The 17543-nt window shown below is 41.6% G+C and carries 21 protein-coding genes and 1 tRNA gene; 11 read left to right on the forward strand and 11 right to left on the reverse strand.

Annotated elements, in window-relative coordinates:
• Window positions 1-11 precede the first annotated feature (11 nt).
• The 7 genes from W03_RS10245 (at window position 12) to W03_RS10275 (ending at window position 6102) form a co-directional block, all read left to right on the forward strand.
• Complete coding sequence (locus W03_RS10245; RefSeq protein WP_244073009.1) at window positions 12-779, forward strand: DNA adenine methylase; 768 nt, start codon at window positions 12-14, stop codon at window positions 777-779.
• 356 nt (window positions 780-1135) lie between these two features.
• Window positions 1136-2407 carry an integrase family protein gene (locus W03_RS10250; protein WP_244073011.1) on the forward strand — a complete coding sequence of 424 codons (1272 nt, stop codon included), beginning with the start codon at window positions 1136-1138 and terminating at the stop codon, window positions 2405-2407.
• Window positions 2408-2436: 29 nt separating this feature from the next.
• A complete protein-coding gene (locus W03_RS10255; protein WP_244073013.1) occupies window positions 2437-2757 on the forward strand; it encodes a type II toxin-antitoxin system RelE/ParE family toxin in 321 nt (106 codons plus the stop codon).
• Window positions 2732-3040, forward strand: coding sequence for a DNA-binding transcriptional regulator (locus tag W03_RS10260; protein ID WP_279600072.1), 309 nt, complete (start codon window positions 2732-2734; stop codon window positions 3038-3040). Before W03_RS10255 ends, W03_RS10260 begins: the two co-directional genes overlap by 26 nt.
• Before the next feature lie 298 nt (window positions 3041-3338).
• Complete coding sequence (locus W03_RS10265; RefSeq protein ID WP_244073015.1) at window positions 3339-4010, forward strand: hypothetical protein; 672 nt, start codon at window positions 3339-3341, stop codon at window positions 4008-4010.
• 180 nt (window positions 4011-4190) lie between these two features.
• On the forward strand, window positions 4191-4385 hold the full coding sequence (locus W03_RS10270; protein WP_244073017.1) for an AlpA family transcriptional regulator: 195 nt from the start codon (window positions 4191-4193) through the stop codon (window positions 4383-4385).
• A gap of 7 nt (window positions 4386-4392) precedes the next feature.
• Window positions 4393-6102 carry a replication endonuclease gene (locus W03_RS10275; RefSeq protein ID WP_244073019.1) on the forward strand — a complete coding sequence of 570 codons (1710 nt, stop codon included), beginning with the start codon at window positions 4393-4395 and terminating at the stop codon, window positions 6100-6102.
• A 58-nt stretch (window positions 6103-6160) separates the two neighbouring features.
• On the opposite strand, the gene W03_RS10280 is transcribed toward W03_RS10275, so the two are convergent.
• Both W03_RS10280 and W03_RS10285 read right to left on the reverse strand, forming a co-directional pair.
• Window positions 6161-6397, reverse strand: coding sequence for a DUF2188 domain-containing protein (locus W03_RS10280; protein WP_244073021.1), 237 nt, complete (start codon window positions 6395-6397; stop codon window positions 6161-6163).
• A 72-nt stretch (window positions 6398-6469) separates the two neighbouring features.
• Entirely contained in the window at window positions 6470-6640 is a 171-nt protein-coding gene (locus tag W03_RS10285) for a hypothetical protein (protein WP_244073022.1), read from the reverse strand.
• A gap of 146 nt (window positions 6641-6786) precedes the next feature.
• On the opposite strand from W03_RS10285, the gene W03_RS10290 reads away from it, so the two are divergent.
• The 3 genes from W03_RS10290 to W03_RS10300 all read left to right on the forward strand — a co-directional run bounded on the left by W03_RS10290 (window position 6787) and on the right by W03_RS10300 (window position 9154).
• Window positions 6787-7107, forward strand: coding sequence for a helix-turn-helix domain-containing protein (locus tag W03_RS10290; protein ID WP_244073024.1), 321 nt, complete (start codon window positions 6787-6789; stop codon window positions 7105-7107).
• Window positions 7100-7990 (forward strand): ImmA/IrrE family metallo-endopeptidase, encoded by an 891-nt coding sequence (locus W03_RS10295; RefSeq protein ID WP_244073027.1) that lies wholly within the window; start codon window positions 7100-7102, stop codon window positions 7988-7990. Before W03_RS10290 ends, W03_RS10295 begins: the two co-directional genes overlap by 8 nt.
• A 399-nt stretch (window positions 7991-8389) precedes the next feature.
• Complete coding sequence (locus tag W03_RS10300) at window positions 8390-9154, forward strand: DNA-methyltransferase (protein ID WP_375792734.1); 765 nt, start codon at window positions 8390-8392, stop codon at window positions 9152-9154.
• Here W03_RS10300 and W03_RS10305 read toward each other — a convergent pair.
• The 9 genes from W03_RS10305 to W03_RS10345 all read right to left on the reverse strand — a co-directional run bounded on the left by W03_RS10305 (window position 9140) and on the right by W03_RS10345 (window position 14721).
• Complete coding sequence (locus tag W03_RS10305; protein ID WP_244073030.1) at window positions 9140-9898, reverse strand: hypothetical protein; 759 nt, start codon at window positions 9896-9898, stop codon at window positions 9140-9142. The two genes, W03_RS10300 and W03_RS10305, sit on opposite strands and share 15 nt — an antisense overlap.
• The gene (locus tag W03_RS10310) at window positions 9895-10161 is read right to left on the reverse strand and encodes a helix-turn-helix domain-containing protein (protein ID WP_244073032.1); all 267 of its coding nucleotides are present in this window, start codon (window positions 10159-10161) and stop codon (window positions 9895-9897) included. Before W03_RS10310 ends, W03_RS10305 begins: the two co-directional genes overlap by 4 nt.
• A 283-nt stretch (window positions 10162-10444) precedes the next feature.
• Window positions 10445-10520, reverse strand: a tRNA-Thr gene (locus W03_RS10315).
• A 26-nt stretch (window positions 10521-10546) separates the two neighbouring features.
• Window positions 10547-10969 (reverse strand): ClpXP protease specificity-enhancing factor, encoded by a 423-nt coding sequence (locus W03_RS10320; protein ID WP_244073033.1) that lies wholly within the window; start codon window positions 10967-10969, stop codon window positions 10547-10549.
• A complete protein-coding gene (locus tag W03_RS10325) occupies window positions 10966-11565 on the reverse strand; it encodes a glutathione S-transferase N-terminal domain-containing protein (protein ID WP_244073035.1) in 600 nt (199 codons plus the stop codon). Before W03_RS10325 ends, W03_RS10320 begins: the two co-directional genes overlap by 4 nt.
• 57 nt (window positions 11566-11622) lie before the next feature.
• Window positions 11623-12351: a cytochrome c1 gene (locus W03_RS10330; RefSeq protein WP_244073037.1), complete on the reverse strand. Its 729-nt coding sequence runs from the start codon at window positions 12349-12351 to the stop codon at window positions 11623-11625.
• 4 nt (window positions 12352-12355) lie between these two features.
• The gene (locus W03_RS10335; RefSeq protein WP_244073038.1) at window positions 12356-13606 is read right to left on the reverse strand and encodes a cytochrome b N-terminal domain-containing protein; all 1251 of its coding nucleotides are present in this window, start codon (window positions 13604-13606) and stop codon (window positions 12356-12358) included.
• On the reverse strand, window positions 13607-14212 hold the full coding sequence (petA, locus tag W03_RS10340; RefSeq protein ID WP_244073039.1) for a ubiquinol-cytochrome c reductase iron-sulfur subunit: 606 nt from the start codon (window positions 14210-14212) through the stop codon (window positions 13607-13609).
• Window positions 14213-14523: 311 nt separating this feature from the next.
• Window positions 14524-14721 (reverse strand): hypothetical protein, encoded by a 198-nt coding sequence (locus tag W03_RS10345; RefSeq protein WP_244073040.1) that lies wholly within the window; start codon window positions 14719-14721, stop codon window positions 14524-14526.
• A gap of 599 nt (window positions 14722-15320) precedes the next feature.
• Between W03_RS10345 and W03_RS10350 the strand changes: the two genes are divergently transcribed.
• Window positions 15321-17522, forward strand: a complete 2202-nt coding sequence (locus W03_RS10350; RefSeq protein ID WP_244073042.1) for a TonB-dependent receptor — start codon at window positions 15321-15323, stop codon at window positions 17520-17522.
• Window positions 17523-17543 lie beyond the last annotated feature (21 nt).

Below are 17543 nucleotides of genomic sequence, written 5' to 3' on the forward strand. Positions count from 1 at the left end.
AAGAAAGGAATATGCATAAAAATTATCCATTTATCCCTTGGATCGGAGGAAAACGAAGACTGGCCAAAACCATTCTGCCTTTATTTCCAAAACACACCTGCTATGTTGAACCCTTTTGCGGTGCAGCCGCGCTATTCTTTATGAGGGACCCGGCTGAAGTTGAAGTGATAAACGACATTAACGGAGAACTGGTGAATATGTATCGGGTGGTCAAATACCACCTGGATGAGTTTGTTAAGCAGTTTCGTTGGGCGCTAGTAAGCAGGGAGATGTTCGGTTGGTTAAATGTTACGCCGTGTGAAACGCTCACAGATATCCAGCGCACCGCACGATTCTATTATTTGCAGAAGATGTCGTTTGGAAGCAGGGTTTCCAGCCGCACTTTTGGCATCGCAACAACGAGCGGTCCAAAATTGAACCTGCTTAGGTTAGAGGAGGATTTAAGCCAAGCACACATCAGGTTGTCACGGACATTTATCGAGCATCTTGCATGGCAGGAGTGCGTATCCAAGTATGATCGGGATCACGCGTTATTTTATTGCGATCCGCCGTATTACGGCACAGAGGGCTATGGCGTCGAGTTCGGGTTAGATCAATACCACCAATTGGCAGAGTTGGCTAAATCCATCGAAGGAAACATGATTATTTCAGTAAACGACATCCCAGAAATGCACGAAGCATTCGATGGACTGACTATTAATACAGCGGAAGTTTTCTATGCGGTTGGCGGCGGTAATAAAAGAGCAAAGCGCAGCGAATTGATTATCAGAAATGTTTAAAAATTAACCGTTAAATCAGTAAATCCCCAGTACCAAATAAAACGAAAATTAGTACCAAATAGCGCGGCACGTTACAGAATGACACAATTTTGACACAAGTGGAAAATTAGAAGAAGACAAAATCAATATAACTCATTGATTTTATGGTACCTACACCAAGAATCGAACTCTGGACCTTCTGATTACAAATTCTAAAATGTAGTGTTTTACATTGTTTTAATATTTTTGAATAACCGGTAATGTCATTGTTTTGTATTGATTTTATATATTAGGTTGTTTTAAACTCTTACCCATAGTTTTACGCCTACTGTCTACATAGTGTCTACATGGCGCCTACATGAAAGGAGATTGAAGCAATGACCACACCCCAAACGCTTCCACAAAAAATCACGAAATCCTATGTAAACAAATTGTCTACACCAGAAACTGGTCAAGCCTTTGTTCGTGATTCGGAACTAAAAGGTTTTGCGGTGCGCGTTACTTCTGCCGGCGCAAAATCATTTATTCTCGAAAAGAGAATTGATGGCAAAGTGAAACGACTGACGCTAGGCCGCTACCCTGAATTAACTGTTGAGCAAGCCAGAAAGAAAGCGCATAAATTACTTGGCCATATTGCCATTGGCCGGAATCCTGTCGCTGAAAGAAAGCAAGAATCCTTACAAGGCACGACACTGAAACAAGCTTTCGATGATTTTGTTAAAACGCGAAAAAATCTCAAAGAACGGACGCTCTATGATTATCGGCGAGTGATGTCTATTATTTTTACTGATTGGCAGGATAAGCCAATGATTAATATCAATAAGGATATGGTTAGCAAGCGCCATAACAAAATAGGTTCAGAGCGAGGCGAAGCCTATGCCAATCTGTCGATGCGTTTTTTACGCGCCTTGTTTAATTTTGCCATTGCGCAATACGAAGATGGCAACGGCAAATCCATTCTGCATGAAAACCCGGTTGTCCGCCTTACCCAAACTCGCGCCTGGTATCGAGTAGATCGCCGCCAGACTGTTATTAAGCCACATGAACTCAAACCCTGGTTCCAAGCAATCATGAACTTAAAAAATGATCCGCTCAGCCAAAACCGTGAAACCATTCGGGATTATTTACTGCTAGTAATCTTTACAGGATTAAGACGAGAAGAAGCTGCCAGCATGACCTGGGATAATGTCGACCTACAATCCAAGACCCTGAAGGCAACCGATACAAAAAATCATTTGGATCACACCCTGCCCTTATCTGATTTTCTTTACGACTTGTTACAGCAAAGAAAAAATAACGCGACCAATGAATACGTATTCCAAAGAGCCAGCGGAACCGGATATGTTTCCGAGCAGCGCAAGCAAATCGCCAAAGTCATCAAGGAATCTGGTATTTCATTCACGATTCATGATTTACGCCGTACATTCTTAACTGTAGCGGAAAGTCTCGATATCTCAGCCTATGCAGTGAAACGTTTGGCCAATCACAAAATGAGCAACGATGTTACAGCCGGGTACATTGTTGCCGATGTAGAACGGCTACGACAGCCTATGCAAAAAATTACCGACTATATTCTCAAGTGTGCTGGTTACAAACCATCAGCGACAGTAACTGATTTCCCTATAAAGAACTTACAGGGCAATACTTAAAATATACGTCATTGACGGATTTGTTAATTGTGTTTACTATTGTTGAAACTGAAATTTTTGAACGGCTGTGGCCACACTACTGGACAGATCAAGTACATGATGAATTTATAACCTTCATTACAGAGAATCCAGAAACCGGTGATGTCGTCAAAGGTTCTGGCGGCATGCGCAAAGTACGCTGGAGTCGAACAGGTTCTGGAAAATCCGGCGGTGTGCGTGTCATTTATTTTAACCGTCTGGCTAATGGCGAAATCTGGTTGGTCTTTATTTATGCAAAAAACAAACTGGACTCAATCAGCGCAAAGACTTTAAAGGAAATAAAACATGAAATCGAAAAAACCATTGACTGACGTAGAACTGGAAGCATGGGAAAACAGCCGGGACTTAAGCTCTGAGTTACTTGAATCTGTGCGTCAGATGAAAGCTGGAAAAGGTCGCGTTGTCATGTCGCCGGTCATCTCTGCACGCAAAAAAACGGGACTATCTCAGGCTGAATTCGCCAAACTGCTAAACGTATCTGTGCGGACATTGCAAGAATGGGAACAAGGCCGCCGTCAACCCAGTGGAGCAGCAAAAACACTGATTACCATTGCCGAACGACACCCTGATATTTTGAAGGAAATCGCTGCATAACCTTCATCTCATTGCCACCGCAAAGCGGCTTGCCCTTGACAGGCTGCCGCCGCCCAAGAAAATACTAACTGAGGGATTGAGGCACTGGCGTTTTTATATTCCTTCTGTTCCCACTTCAAAGTACGTCTGATTCTTCCAGACCAATCCACAAAACCTCAATCCTTCATACCAAACCGCACTTCGGGCGGCGGCAGCCTGTCAAGGGTGGCAAATCAAATACCAAATGCAATTTTCTCAAGTGTGGAGGCCCTTAGCCGTCAATTGAATATATTCAATTACCACCGCAAATAAACCCGCTATGTTTCTCGATGATAACCCAGATTATCAAACAGTCTGGCAATTAGCCCATATCTGGGTTGATGCCGAACCAGACGAAACCGATACCAGCGCGATTTCCCCCAAGCTTAGAGAACATATTATTCGGCTAATGCTTGCCATACGTAATAGAAAGATTTCTGCAAGAACCCGCAAACGATCAATTTTTATTGATGATTCCATTATCTCTCTGATAGCAGATATTCCTCATTATCTAAAAACCCTGAACTGCTTATTAAAAGATGCTATTAATAAAGCCTATCTGGATTCGCTGTATGTCAAGCGTGAAGAAGTAATTGATTTGTGCATCAGATCTCATTACGACCCACCGTCTTGCTGGATGCCCAAACATCTACCTGATGGACAAATAATTACGAAGGAAGCTAAAAATTACCGGCCAGCTAATGAAATAGAAGATAGGATTCGCTGCCAAGCAATAGCTAGTGCGTTATGGGAGCTTGATTCGACTATTCATCCGATCCATATAGTTCGATCAAAAATAATTCAGCAAATTGGCAATGGCAGAACTTATGATGATGAAACGGTCAAGGAATGGATTAAAAACGTTGATCCACAAAAGAAGCGCAAAAAAGGCGCTCCTCCAAAGGTTCAATATAAAATTGAACTGATAAAAGATCCTCAGCTTGAAGATTAACAGCGCAATTAATTGTTATTTGATTTTAGTCTGAAGACGCCAAGCCACATCGCCACTCACTTTAGAGATCTGCCATTCCTGAGGGAGACTTTTAATTACCCCTCAGTCAACTGACCCTTTTTTATTTCTCGGTGAGTTGCAGGATGATCAATTCCATTTCAATCACAAATGGAATTAATCATGCATGATCTTTTACTCACTACTAAACAAGCTGCACAAATCTTAGGCGTAAGCACCGCATTTCTGGAACGAGACCGCTGGGCCGGGGCGCGGGTGCCCTTCGTCAAGATAGGCTCCCGAGCAGTTCGATATCGTCATAGCGATCTGCTTGCCTATATTGAATCCTGCACACATTATTCAACTAGCCAGTACTGAGATCTTTATGCACTCCTCAGTACATGATAGCGGGGAACTGTCCAGCCCTGGTGAACGCATCGCCGAACGCATATTAAGCTTACTCGATGAACCCGATGCCAGTGATAAACGCTGGCGTGCGCCAATATTTCGGCAATTGCCTAAGCGATTCGCAGAGATTGTTGCCTATGACTACAAAGAAACCTATATCTTTGATGGCAGGCAATGCGCCAATCTCGGCTTGCTTAAAGCCTATGGTGAAATTACCAGAAATAATATACCAATTAATGCTACCGATGAAGATCTGAAAGATTTAGCAAAAAATATTGTTAGAGAAATGCAGCAAATCAGCCGCATTTATCCAAATCTCGAATACAAACTCTCACGGATGATTCATCGAGCACAGAAGTATGACATTAATAAAGCACTGCTTGAAGACTCAACTATTACGGCAATCGGTATTTATACCCGCCTCACCGATGAACTATGGTGGCTACAACGATTGCGCAAGAATCATGCGCAAAAACTAGAACAAGATGCCATACGTATAGGACTGGTTCATCAGCGAGCAAGCCGGTATGTGAGCGATGAGACATTGACAAGGCGCAGAGAACAGAAAAAACGTATTCGCCGCATTCTCGATGGTTTATTCGCCACTAATGAACTCGGCCAGTGCTTCACATTAAGCGAACTTGCCGATTTGGGCCTTGCAAATCCTCGCATTCGTCGCAGCGAATTGATGGTGCGCATATTCGGCTTTGAATACATTGCTAACGAGCTAGGACACATCGGCGAATTCTATACCATCACTTGCCCCTCCAGAATGCATGCCCGGCATTCGGGCACTGGAAAACAAAATTTAAAGTATGACGGCACCAATCCTAAACAAGCGCAAAAATACTTGAATCAAGTCTGGTCAAGAATTCGCGCCAAACTCAAAAGAGACAATCTTCCCGTGTATGGCTTCCGTATAGCGGAGCCGCAACATGATGGCACGCCACATTGGCATATGCTGTTATTTATGCCGCCTGAGCAAATAGAAAAAGTTAGGGAAATCATCCGGCATTATGCCCTGCAAACCAATGGGGACGAGCCCGGCGCCCAAGAGCATCGCTTCAAAGCCATTCCCATCGATAAAAGCAAAGGCACTGCGGTTGCTTATATTGCTAAGTACATTTCTAAAAACATTGATGGTCACGGTCTTGAACAAGACATCGATGGCAGTCCTATTCAAGAAGCTGCGGAGCGAGTCGAAGCATGGGCCTCAACTTGGGGTATCCGGCAATTTCAGCAAATCGGTGGCGCGCCGGTTTCAATCTGGCGCGAGCTTAGAAGGATTAGTGAAGCTCCCGAAGGTGTTCTGGATGAAGCACAACAAGCAGCCGATCAGAGAAAATGGTGGCGATTTGTTCAATTGATGGGAGGAGCTACGGCCAAACGCAAAGACAACCCTATCAAACTCATGAAAATCGACTCAAAAGAACGAGGCAAATACGGTGATCCCATCGGCAAGAAAATCTGTGGCGTTGAAACTGAATCTGTCCAGTTACCAACACGAATGCATCATTGGCGAGTAACAAAAATTATCAGTGAAACAAATTCGACTGAGCGGCGAAGTGCAAAGCGCCCGAGCGGGAGCGACGCGAGGAGCGACCGCGAGGCCGCATTTGCGGCGCAGCCGCCTTGGAGTTCTGTTAATAACTGTACGCAAGAAAGTAATAAACTGATAAAAAACTGAAAAGAAGAGGGCTGCATAACTTTTGCCCCCCTCTGTAACTGCCGTCATTACAATAAACTCAATGCTTCCTATCTATAGGAGGCTTAGGGTCGTTACCATAGCTGTCACTATCTCGAATAGTCCCATCTTTCCGATGGATTACAACTTCGACTTTCTCGCGCCTTGCCTGCTCACGTGCTCGATCAATTGCTTGCTTTTGTGTATCAACTACAGAGCCGACGCGTTGCGCATTTTCTTTCCTAGTAGCCCAACCATTTGTATGTGGAACAACATGGATATCACGTTTTTTACTCATAATAAATTTCCTATATTAGTTTCTATAATGTATCAGATAACAGAAAAAAACCGCTATCCGATACATATCAGGCTATGCGTAGCTTGAGAGCTTCCAAGTAACTGCTTTGCCAGAATAAGGCGGCATTGTGTTGTTTTTGGCAATTGGCGCAGTTGTACTAGGTGTTCCAACAACAACCCATACGCCGCTTTCTGGACATTTCTCACCTGTACGAGCGGTAGTACCTAATGGAGCTTTTTGCATATCACGATTCCTATTAAAAGTTTAAGAAGTAGCGCCTCTAACTAAAAGTTCGGTATAGGAGCACAAATAATATTACCATATAAAATTCCTGTTGCAAAATAAAATAAATACGTCTACTCTGAACTTATTTATTGGAGAGTTGGTAAATGGCTTCATTGCTAGGGGAAAAAATTCGTACGGAAAGAAAGCGTTTGAAACTAACGCTTGAAGAACTTGCAGAAAAAACAAACTCAAGTAAGAGCTACATCTGGGAATTAGAGAATCGCCCTACTGTAAGGCCTTCAGCAGAAAAAATTGGCAAAATTGCAGAAGTATTCGGGGTTCCTGTGGAGTATCTTTTGAATGATGAGAGGCTAAATCTGACAGAATCGGATGTTGATCAAGTATTTTTTCGCAGAATTACTCAGCTTGATCCGGTGAAACGAGCGCAGCTAGAAAAATTCTTAAAGGCAATTGACGATGAGTGACCCCAAGACTCCAACTGCTTGGGGTATTCAACTATCAAAATTGTGGTTGCTGTGCGAGAAAAGCTTCCCTGTCGATGTAAAGCAAATTGCACTCGAGGTGACTAAGACCAGATTTTCTGATCCTATCGGGATTATAAAAGGGCACAATATTTCTGGTGTTGATGGAATGTTATCTAAGCGCAAAAAGGGGGACTGGTGCATTTCATATGATGAAACTGTCAACATTCCTGGAAGAATTAATTTTACTCTTGGACACGAGTTTGGCCATTATCTACTGCATCGTAAAAATAGAGAAAATGGTTTTCGATGCAGCCAAGAGGAAATGCTTAATTACGAAAGTGGAGAGTCAAGGAAATTTGAATCGGAAGCAAATAAATTTGCTTCCTATTTGTTAATGCCGGCATCTGATTTCAGAGATCAAATCAATGGGCAACTTGTCACTTTAGATTTGCTAGGGCACTGTGCTAATCGTTATGGCACTTCATTTACGGCCACAGCACTCAAATGGATTGAGCTTACCGAGCAAGCTGCGTTGTTAGCGGTAGCACGTGATGGCTTTATTTGCTGGTCTTATCCGAGTCGTCGAGCACGTCTTCTTCATGCTAATTTGCCGCCCGGAACACCAGTACCGCAATCATCACTTGAGCGACTGAATACTGCTTTTGATGTTAACCAGAAAAATCACGGCTTTCGTGTTCGCCCTGGTGTCTGGCATCCCGAATTAGAAGCTGAAGAATTTGTAATAATTTCTGATCATTTCGACATGGCTATTTTCTTAGTGCAGTTTCCATACTCTGGAATGGTTGAGCAAATGGAAGAAAAAGAATCTGATGCATTCACATTCTTAGTCGATAGATCCGCAGGATTTAATTGGAAAAAATGATGTGTGCTTTTTACCTCGTACCCCCGTACTCTGGAAAGCAGTAGCCTTATGATTTTGTTACGGTAAATTTGTTCGTCAATGTCTATATAGTATTTGCATCAGTGTGAATTGATTTTAAGATTTATTGCAACTTGCTGTTTATGTGGCGCTGCTGGGCTTTTAATTTTTAACATTGACAGCAACTCATCAACTGAATACTATAAGTAGCACATTGCTACTACTAATTTCACAAAATTACCGCATTAAACATTGATTTTTGGAACATAGAGCATGAATGAAACAAGACAAGCACTCGATTTATTTGATACAGATAGTACACTTCTTGACGCTCAATGGACTGAAAACACTAAAAATCGTTGCGATTTACATGTCGGTGATGCGCGTCTTCTTCTAAAGCATATGTCTGATGGGTATTTCAATTGCATCGTAACTTCTCCCCCATATTGGGGACTACGGGATTATGGAGTTGAAGGACAGATAGGCGCAGAAACTACTGTGGATGAATATATTGCAGATCTAGTACTTCTGTTTCGTGAAGCTAGACGGACTTTGTCCGATGATGGCACCCTGTGGTTAAACATTGGGGACAGCTACACATCGGGGGGGCGCACTTGGCGTGACGCCGACTCAAAAAATAAAGGTCGAGCGATGGGATACAGAGCTCCTACTCCAGAAGGACTCAAACCCAAAGACTTGATTGGCATCCCTTGGAAGCTGGCTTTTGCGCTCCAAGCTGATGGCTGGTATCTCCGCACAGACATCATATGGAATAAACCTAATTGTCAGCCTGAGAGCGTAAAGGATCGTCCGACTCGCTCTCACGAATACGTGTTTCTTTTTTCGAAATCTGAAAAATATTACTATAACTGGCAAGCAGTCATGGAACCAGCATCCAGTCTGAAACAGGAATCAAAGAATCGCCGCACCGTTTGGAATATTACAACTGAGCCTTATCTTGGTAGTCATTTTGCGGTATATCCTCGAGCCCTCGTGCGCCTTTGTGTGATTGCAGGTTCCCGTGAAAAAGGCCGCGTCCTAGATCCATTCTTTGGTACAGGCACAACGGGGGTGGTTTGTAACGAATTGAACAGAGATTGTGTTGGGATTGAACTGAATGCTGAATATGCAGGATTGGCACGCGAACGTCTGCTAAAAGGTTGCTGATCCAAAGGCCCAAGTTGCATGAACTTTACAAAGATTTTTTCGTAGCCCCTTGATCTGGAGTTTACGTTCAGTCCCGCCATCGAAATAAAGAGCATATTTCAATTGCCCGGCAGCCTCCCTGACATAGCCGTAACCAGGTTTAGGATTCTGCCTACTGTCTTCGCGAATTTCAAGCTGACAGTTTGATGCTTCAACCATCAATGCTTTTGGAATCTCTACAAGTTCATAAAGTACATGGCAAGGGTCTATATCGAGACACCGCAGTGTGAATATGCGTGCGTAACTTTGCATGTGTTCAAGAAAAAGATCACGCAGTAAGTGAAGCTTCCATTCGCCCTTGCCAAGTTCCATCCACTTGCTGATGTGAATCGAATCTACTTTAATATTAGCTGCTGCTTCGGTTTTTAGGCTAACTGGCGTACCATCAATGGTTATGTCATGGCCGCGATTAGTTCTACTCTTCACGAGTTGTGCAGAAACGCCAGAATCATTAAGTGAGGCTTCAAATGCAAATTCAAAACGATCTTTACTCAATGCCTGGCGACTTCCCATGTGATGAATCAGGAGACGGTCACCAAGATTATCCAACACTGCTTGCGTAACGATATCCGAATCTGAAGCTCGCCAGAATTTGTGTGGTACTCCTAAAGCTAAAATTGTTGCTTTAATCCATTGTAGCTGTGTTGGTGTGAGGCGGCGTAGTGCGTCGACAATTTCACCAATTTCTTTTTCAGTGATATTCACTCATCAAGCTCCGTCTGCGAGCTATTTGATGGGTTTTCGCATTTGGTGAGTAATTTAGGAACGCTTATGCCTAAAGTTTCCGATAAAACCTCAAGCGTACTGAGAGTGACGTTCCGCTCATGACGTTCAACTGACCCAATGTATGTACGATGTAAACCGCATTGTTCAGCCAATTCTTCTTGAGAAAGTCCTTTTTTCTTTCGAAATAGTTTGATGTTCTCCGCAAGAGTCCCGCGAAGAGTGTCACTCGATTTTCTGACCATACTCTAACCTTACAGCTAATCAGATTCAGATTGTCTGCAAATGATGACCATAAGTCGACCGACTATAAGTAGCAATTAATACTTCTAAATTTCGGAAAGATGGATAAAGGATGATAAATTGCATCCAAAATAAGATGTGTTGCTGCAGTACCTTGCTAACAATGATCTTCAACGATGAAAGCTGTAAATTATTTTTTTTATCATTGCTTATTAAGCTAACGTCTACATATTGTCTACATAGGTATTATACATTTATAGGATAATTTATAACTCATTGTTTTTATGGTGCCGACACCAAGAATCGAACTCGGGACCTTCTGATTACAAATCAGCTGCTCTACCATCTGAGCTATGCCGGCAATATACTTCGGAGTTTCTAGAACTGTTACTTAACAATCCGTAAATGGTTTCTCTTACTAGTACTTCCAGATGAATTAGCTATTGAAGTCAAACCAGTATCTTCAGTAACTGGCAATCGGTTTTCATTATCTGCATCTAAAGAGAACAGTATCCCTTGATTAGTTTCCTTAGCAAATATTCCTTTTATTGCTGTCATAGGAATTTCAAGCTCTCTGGAAACTCCATTAAAACGTGCAGAAAAATAGATAAATTCATTATCAATGATTAAATCATTAACTGCTTTGTTGCTGATGTTAAAGATTATTTCATCATTATTGAAATACTTTCCCGGCATGTCTAGTTCAGGAAAAACAATTACAGATATATAAGGTGTAAAACTATTATCTACACACCATTCGTATATTGAACGGATCAAATAAGGTTTATTGGAACTGTTTTTTAATTTCATTTACGCATTACTTTTTCCGATGCAGACAAGGCATCAATAAATAGTGGTCGACTGAATAATCGTTCGGAATATTTAAGTAATGAAGCAGCCTGTTTTGGCAAGCGTATCTCAAAATGCTCTAAGCGCCACAATAGCGGAGCAATCGCAACATCCAACATCGAAAACTCATCTCCAAGCATGAATTTCTGCTTGTCAAAAATAGGAGATAGCATTGTTAGATTATCAGTAAGAACTGTTCGTGCCTCGCTGATCGCTTTCTGATCGCTACCATCGAATGCACCAATATAACAGAACAATTCTTGCTCAAAGCGATACAGCATTAATCGCGCACGCGCACGCATCACAGGGTCGGCTGGCATTAATTGCGGATGCGGAAAGCGGTCATCAATATATTCATTAATGATATTAGATTGATACAAAACCAGATCTCTTTCAACAAGAACCGGCGCTTTACCGTGTGGGCTAATTAATGCCAAGTCTTCAGATTTACTATTTGGATCAACATCAATTACTTGGAAATCCATGTCCTTTTCATGCAAAACAATCCTGCAACGATGACTATATGGACAAGTAACCGTTGAAAACAACGTCATCATAACTTCTTTTCTCTTACTATACAGTATGAATGAAAAAATCGAGAAATCACAAATGGATTAGTGTATGTCTTTCCAGTATTCTCTTTTTAATACATATGACAAGATAAGCATACCAAACAGGAAGGCCATTACCATTAATCCTATTTCCTTACGCGAATTCGCATGCGGCTCACCCAGATAAACCAAATAATTAACCAAATCGCCTACGAATTTATCATATTCTGCTGAGGTCAATTCACCCGATTTCTCCAACGATAAGGTTTTCTGTTCGCCTTTGTCACTTGTTTTTGTAATTAATTTTTGCTCACCTTGCAATCCATAAAGAACATGAGGCATTGCTGCTCGATCGAAAACCAAATTATTCCAACCGGTTGCAGTAGCTTCATCGCGATAAAACGCACGTAAGTAGCTATATAACCAGTCAGCTCCTTTCGCACGAGCAATTACCGACAAATCAGGAGGTACAACCCCAAACCACTCCTCAGCTTCTTTCTTACGCATCGCAGATTCCATCAAACCGCCGACTTTCTGCCCCGTGTATATCAGTTTATTGAGAATCTCCTCATTACTTAAACCGATGTCTCTATGACGGTTATAGCGCATAAAACTCGCTCCATGACAAGTCAAACAGTAATTTACGAAGTTTTCAGCCCCTCTTTGCAAAGAAGCATTATCCGTAATATCTACCGGAGCTTTATCCAAAGGAATGGCAGATTCTGCAGCAAATAGCTTAAATGAAGCCAGGCAAAAAACAAATACAATAGCACCAATTATTATCTTCTTCATTTTTTTACTCTTTCGTCAATCTTTTAGGCTCAGGTTTAACTTTATCTATTTTGCTATACCAAGGCATCAAAATAAAGAATGCAAAATAAATAACCGTGAAAATTTGTGCTAATAATGTATACATCGGTGTTGGAGATTTTGTTCCCAACCATCCTAGCACAAAGAAACTTATTACAAAAAGTGTCAATGCTACTTTAAAGTACGGACCTTTGTACCGTATAGATTTAACAGGACTCCTATCTAACCATGGCAAGAAACAAAAAATAACCACAGAACCCGCCATTAAAATCACCCCCCAAAGCTTCGCATCGATCCCTAAGAAATTGACGGTCACCGCACGGAGCATCGAATAGTAGGGTGTGAAATACCAAACTGGTGCAATGTGGTCTGGTGTTTGTAGCGTATTAGCAGGTATGAAATTATTATACTCAAGAAAATATCCACCCATTTCTGGAGCAAAGAAAATGATTCCACAGAATATAATCAAAAATCCCACAACACCGACTATATCTTTTACTGTGTAGTAAGGATGAAACGGTATGCCATCAACAGGAATCCCTGTTTTTGGATTTTTGTTATTTTTAATCTCGATGCCATCCGGATTGTTTGAGCCTGTTTCATGCAATGCCAAGATGTGTACAAAAACCAAGACTACCAAAAGAATTGGCAGCGTAACCACATGGTAAGCGAAGAAACGATTGAGCGCCGCATCAGATAAAGTAAAATCCCCCAACAACCATTGTTGCAAGGTCTCTCCTATTACTGGAATGGCACCGAACATACTCACGATTACCTGAGCTCCCCAATAGGACATTTGCCCCCACGGCAAAATATAGCCCGTGAATGCCAAACTCATCAGAATAAAAAATATTCCCATGCCAACAAGCCATAAAAGCTCACGGGGTTTTCTATATGAGCCGTACATCATGCCGCGAAACATGTGCAAATAAACCACGATAAAAAACATTGAAGCACCGGTAGAGTGCATATAGCGGATTATCCACCCATATTCCACGTCACGCATAATATATTCAACAGATGAAAAAGCTAAGCTTGCATCTGGTTTGTAGTTCATAGTCAAGAAAATTCCTGTAATCAGCTGATTGACTAGAACTAATAATGCTAACGAACCAAAGTAGTACCAAAAATTAAAATTTTTCGGTGCATAGTATTCCGATAGGTGTGCTTTCCAATTTGATGTCAATGGAAAGCGTTTATCGACCCACGCAATCATCGAATTAAATAAGTTACTCATTTATGCCGCTCCGCTTTCAGATCCAATTAATAATTGAGTGTCGCTTAGGTATGTATGAGGAGGAACCACCAAATTGGTTGGAGCAGGAACATGCTTGTAAACCCGACCAGCCAAATCAAACTTCGATCCATGGCATGGACAGAAAAAACCGCCCAACCAGTCAGAACCAAGATCTGCAGGCGCAATATCTTTTCTAAATACTGGAGAACATCCTAAATGAGTGCACACACCTTCGACAACAAGGGTTTCTGGTTTTATGGAACGTGTACGATTTTGAGCATACCCGGGTTGTTGTTTCTTTTCTGAATGTGGATCAGCCAATTGATCTTCAATTTTTGTCAAATTCTCTAACATTTCAGGGGTCCGCTTCAAAACCCACACAACTTTTCCACGCCATTCAACCGTCAATAACATTCCCAATTCGAGCTTGGAAATATCAACTTCTACCGGTGCACCAGCTGCTTTAGCTCGCTCGCTAGGCATCATGCTTAATAAAAAGGGGGTTGCAATCGCAGCCCCCGCAACCCCACCTGCAACAGAAGTGACAGTAACCAGAAACTTTCGTCTGCCACTCATCCTATTGCTTATACTAAAACTATCCGCCATGTTCAACCATTCCCCCCATTAGTGTTTCAGGAAAGTTCTGTCAAAACAGATGCCTATATTATCCGTCAATACGCATTGATCTAAATATTATGATCTATACTGTAATATTTACAAATTTGACAGAGCGACAGAGCATATCCCTAACTATAAAGACTCGAAGTATATCATAACCATTACGGCGTAAAAGCTATATTAGATCATCGCAAAACTAGCCTAGCGAATTATTGATACGTGACATACCCTGCCCTATTCCGCATTCTACTGCAGAATAATAGCAAGGTAGATTAAGCTCGGTGAGCTCAGTGTATGAGTTAATGCAAATCCAGAGAATCTATAGAAATATCGTTATCTTCGTCGGAATCATAGTAGTCATTCGATGCTTCGTATTCCTCTATAATCTCCGCAAACCGACCTTCCGGAATCTGACTATCCATAATTGCATCGTTTGCATCATTCAAATCGTCTTCGGAGTAAAGCTCATCATCTTCAAAAGTAAGTTCCTTATTCATCACAGTCTACCCCCTAGTATATTTTAAGGTAGTACATTGATATCACATATCAATATCCCAAGAATCAAGAATAAATTATATTTTTTACCCGTAATTCACTTCTATCTTCTTTGATGGTGTTTATGATGCGATAGTTTCTTGCTTCATCTTGTTTCAGTATGTGAGAAATATCTCATTTGAAACTCACAACGCAAATTATTACTTTGCTTAGTTCACACTACACCTCTTTTTAATAATTTTTATTCGCCACTTCAATCTGAAATAAATCATTAAAGAAAGCCTTTGCGCGGCAAAGACAAAATAAAAAGCTTGCCGCAGAATTGAATAGCCTTACAAAGATCTCTATTAATCTCGAAAACACGATTGCATATAGTTATGATATAACATATCATAATCAAAATCTTTTGGTATTCTCAATACAAGTAACAAACGACTAACAATCAAATAAAAATTTTGTTCATAAAACTACATATACTTATCTAAAGCTATAGATATTATTTATGTAATCAATAAATCAAATGAGCCAATGCAATGGCAGTATGCTAACTAATCGAAGCTTAATCAGCTCATTTTCAATCCAACGACCCAGAAGATATTTTGTGTATGCATGTATTTTCTTGGCGATTGGAATCGCTAATCAAGCCTTCCCAGCTGAAAATGCATCAAAAAAAAATGATTCTGAAAGAACCGCATCAGATTATGCGCAGAGTAAACCAAATGTTGAATTGAAACCAATCACAATTATTGGAGATAACCCCACGCTTCCTGCAGCAGATACAAAATCTACCGTATTGAAAGGCAGAGCATTACACATACAACAAAACGATACACTGGGTCGAACACTAGAAAGAGAGTTGGGTGTCAGTAATGCTTCTTTCGGACCGGGAGTCGGAGTACCGGTAATCCGCGGCTTGACCGGATCAAGAGTACGCACACTACAAAACGGTATTGGCAGTCATGACGCTGCTAGCTTAAGCCCTGATCATGCAGTAGCCATTGAGCCTCTGTTCGCCGAACAAATCAGAGTTCTGCGAGGACCCGAAACGATCCGTTATGGCGGTAATGCAATAGGTGGCGTGGTTGATGTAATTGATAATCGCATTCCAGAACGCGCTCCAAAAAATCAAATCGATGGCGCAGTGGATAATCGCTATGACACGAATGGCAACGGCACTAATTCCGCAATTAAATTGAACTTAGGAAAAAATTCTCTCGCGCTCAGCTTGGGTGGTTTATTTCGTCAACGCAATGACATCAGAACTCCCGGCAAAGCAATCAACGAAGCTTTCCTGCAACAATTTGACGCAAACGAATTTCAAAACTCTACAGGAAAAATTCCCAATACCGATAGCCAGGTGACTAGTGGTTTCGCAGGAATATCCTGGCTAGGCACACATGCGATGGCTGGAATGTCGATTAGCCATATTACCAATCATTATGGTGTACCCAGCGGAACACATGGAGAACATGAACATGCTGTTGAATTGAATCCCGTTTTACCACGCTCCAGTGACTCAAGCTCTAGCCAGCCTTCTCTGTCGAATATTCGCCTAAATATGCACCAATCACGCTATGATTTTAAAACTGAGTGGTATGAACCGATACGCGGAATCGAGCGCATTATTTTCCGCTATGGCTTGGTCGATTACCAGCATCGTGAAATTGAGAGCAGTCAACCTTTTACTCTATTCAAAAATAACGCAGGTGAAGGCCGTTTTGAAATTGATCATAAGTTATCGCAGCAGTTTACTGGCACACTAGGAGCGCAATGGATCAGCCGCGATTTCTCTGCTTCTGGGGTGGAAACCTATGTGCCCAAAACCAAGCAACAATCACTAGGCTTTTATACCACGCACAAATACACATGGAATGATTGGATCTTTAGTGCCGGTATGCGAGGTGAATTATCAAGCGTAAATCCTAAAATTGCACAGCAAAGATTGGATGGCAATGCATTGCCTCCAGTAAATTTACCAAACGATTTTCATTATCAGGCCATATCCGCCTCTACAGCCGCACAATGGAATCCTTTCAAGGACATGTCTGTGCTATTGTCGTTGAATCGTGGCAAGCGATCACCGGATATACAGGAATTATTAGCACTCGGACCTCACTTAGCTACACGTAGTTTTGATATTGGAAATATTGAATTGGGTAACGAAACAACGAATATGATTGATTTAAGCCTGAATTGGCAGACTCGTTATTTTAGTACACGTGTAAACGGCTACTACAACCATATCAATAATTTTATCTATCAACGCAACACCGGATCGTTTTACGAAATAGATAGCGAAGAAATCCATCAGAGTTGCGTCGATGCAGCTGAATGCGTCAATATCCTTGCATATGATCAACGCAATGCAGTTTTCACGGGATATGAAGCTGAAATCAAAACCATGTACCCTGTACCTCAGGGCGATTTTTCGATGACGGTATTTTCTGATTATACTCGTGGCCGTTTCACGCAAGGTAATCGAGACAGCGTGCCACGCATGCCACCGTTACGCTATGGTTTTGAACTGGGATTTAGCAATAACGTGTGGAATGCCGCTTTGAGATATACTCGTGGAGAAGCGCAAAATCACCCAGGAGAAAATGAAATTCGCACCCATAGTTATCATTTACTAACAGCCAATTTAGACTACCAATTAAAAATGGGGCGGTGGGGAGATCTATGGTTATTTGCTAAAGCATCAAATTTGTTAAACGATGAGATCCGAAATTCTGTTTCTTTTTTAAGAAATTTCGCTCCGGAACCTGGAAGAAGTTTCATCTTCGGTGTTCGTGCCACTTTCTAGCCATAGATCATACCAATCAAA

Source organism: Nitrosomonas sp. PY1, from assembly GCF_022836435.1.
Classification (GTDB): domain Bacteria; phylum Pseudomonadota; class Gammaproteobacteria; order Burkholderiales; family Nitrosomonadaceae; genus Nitrosomonas.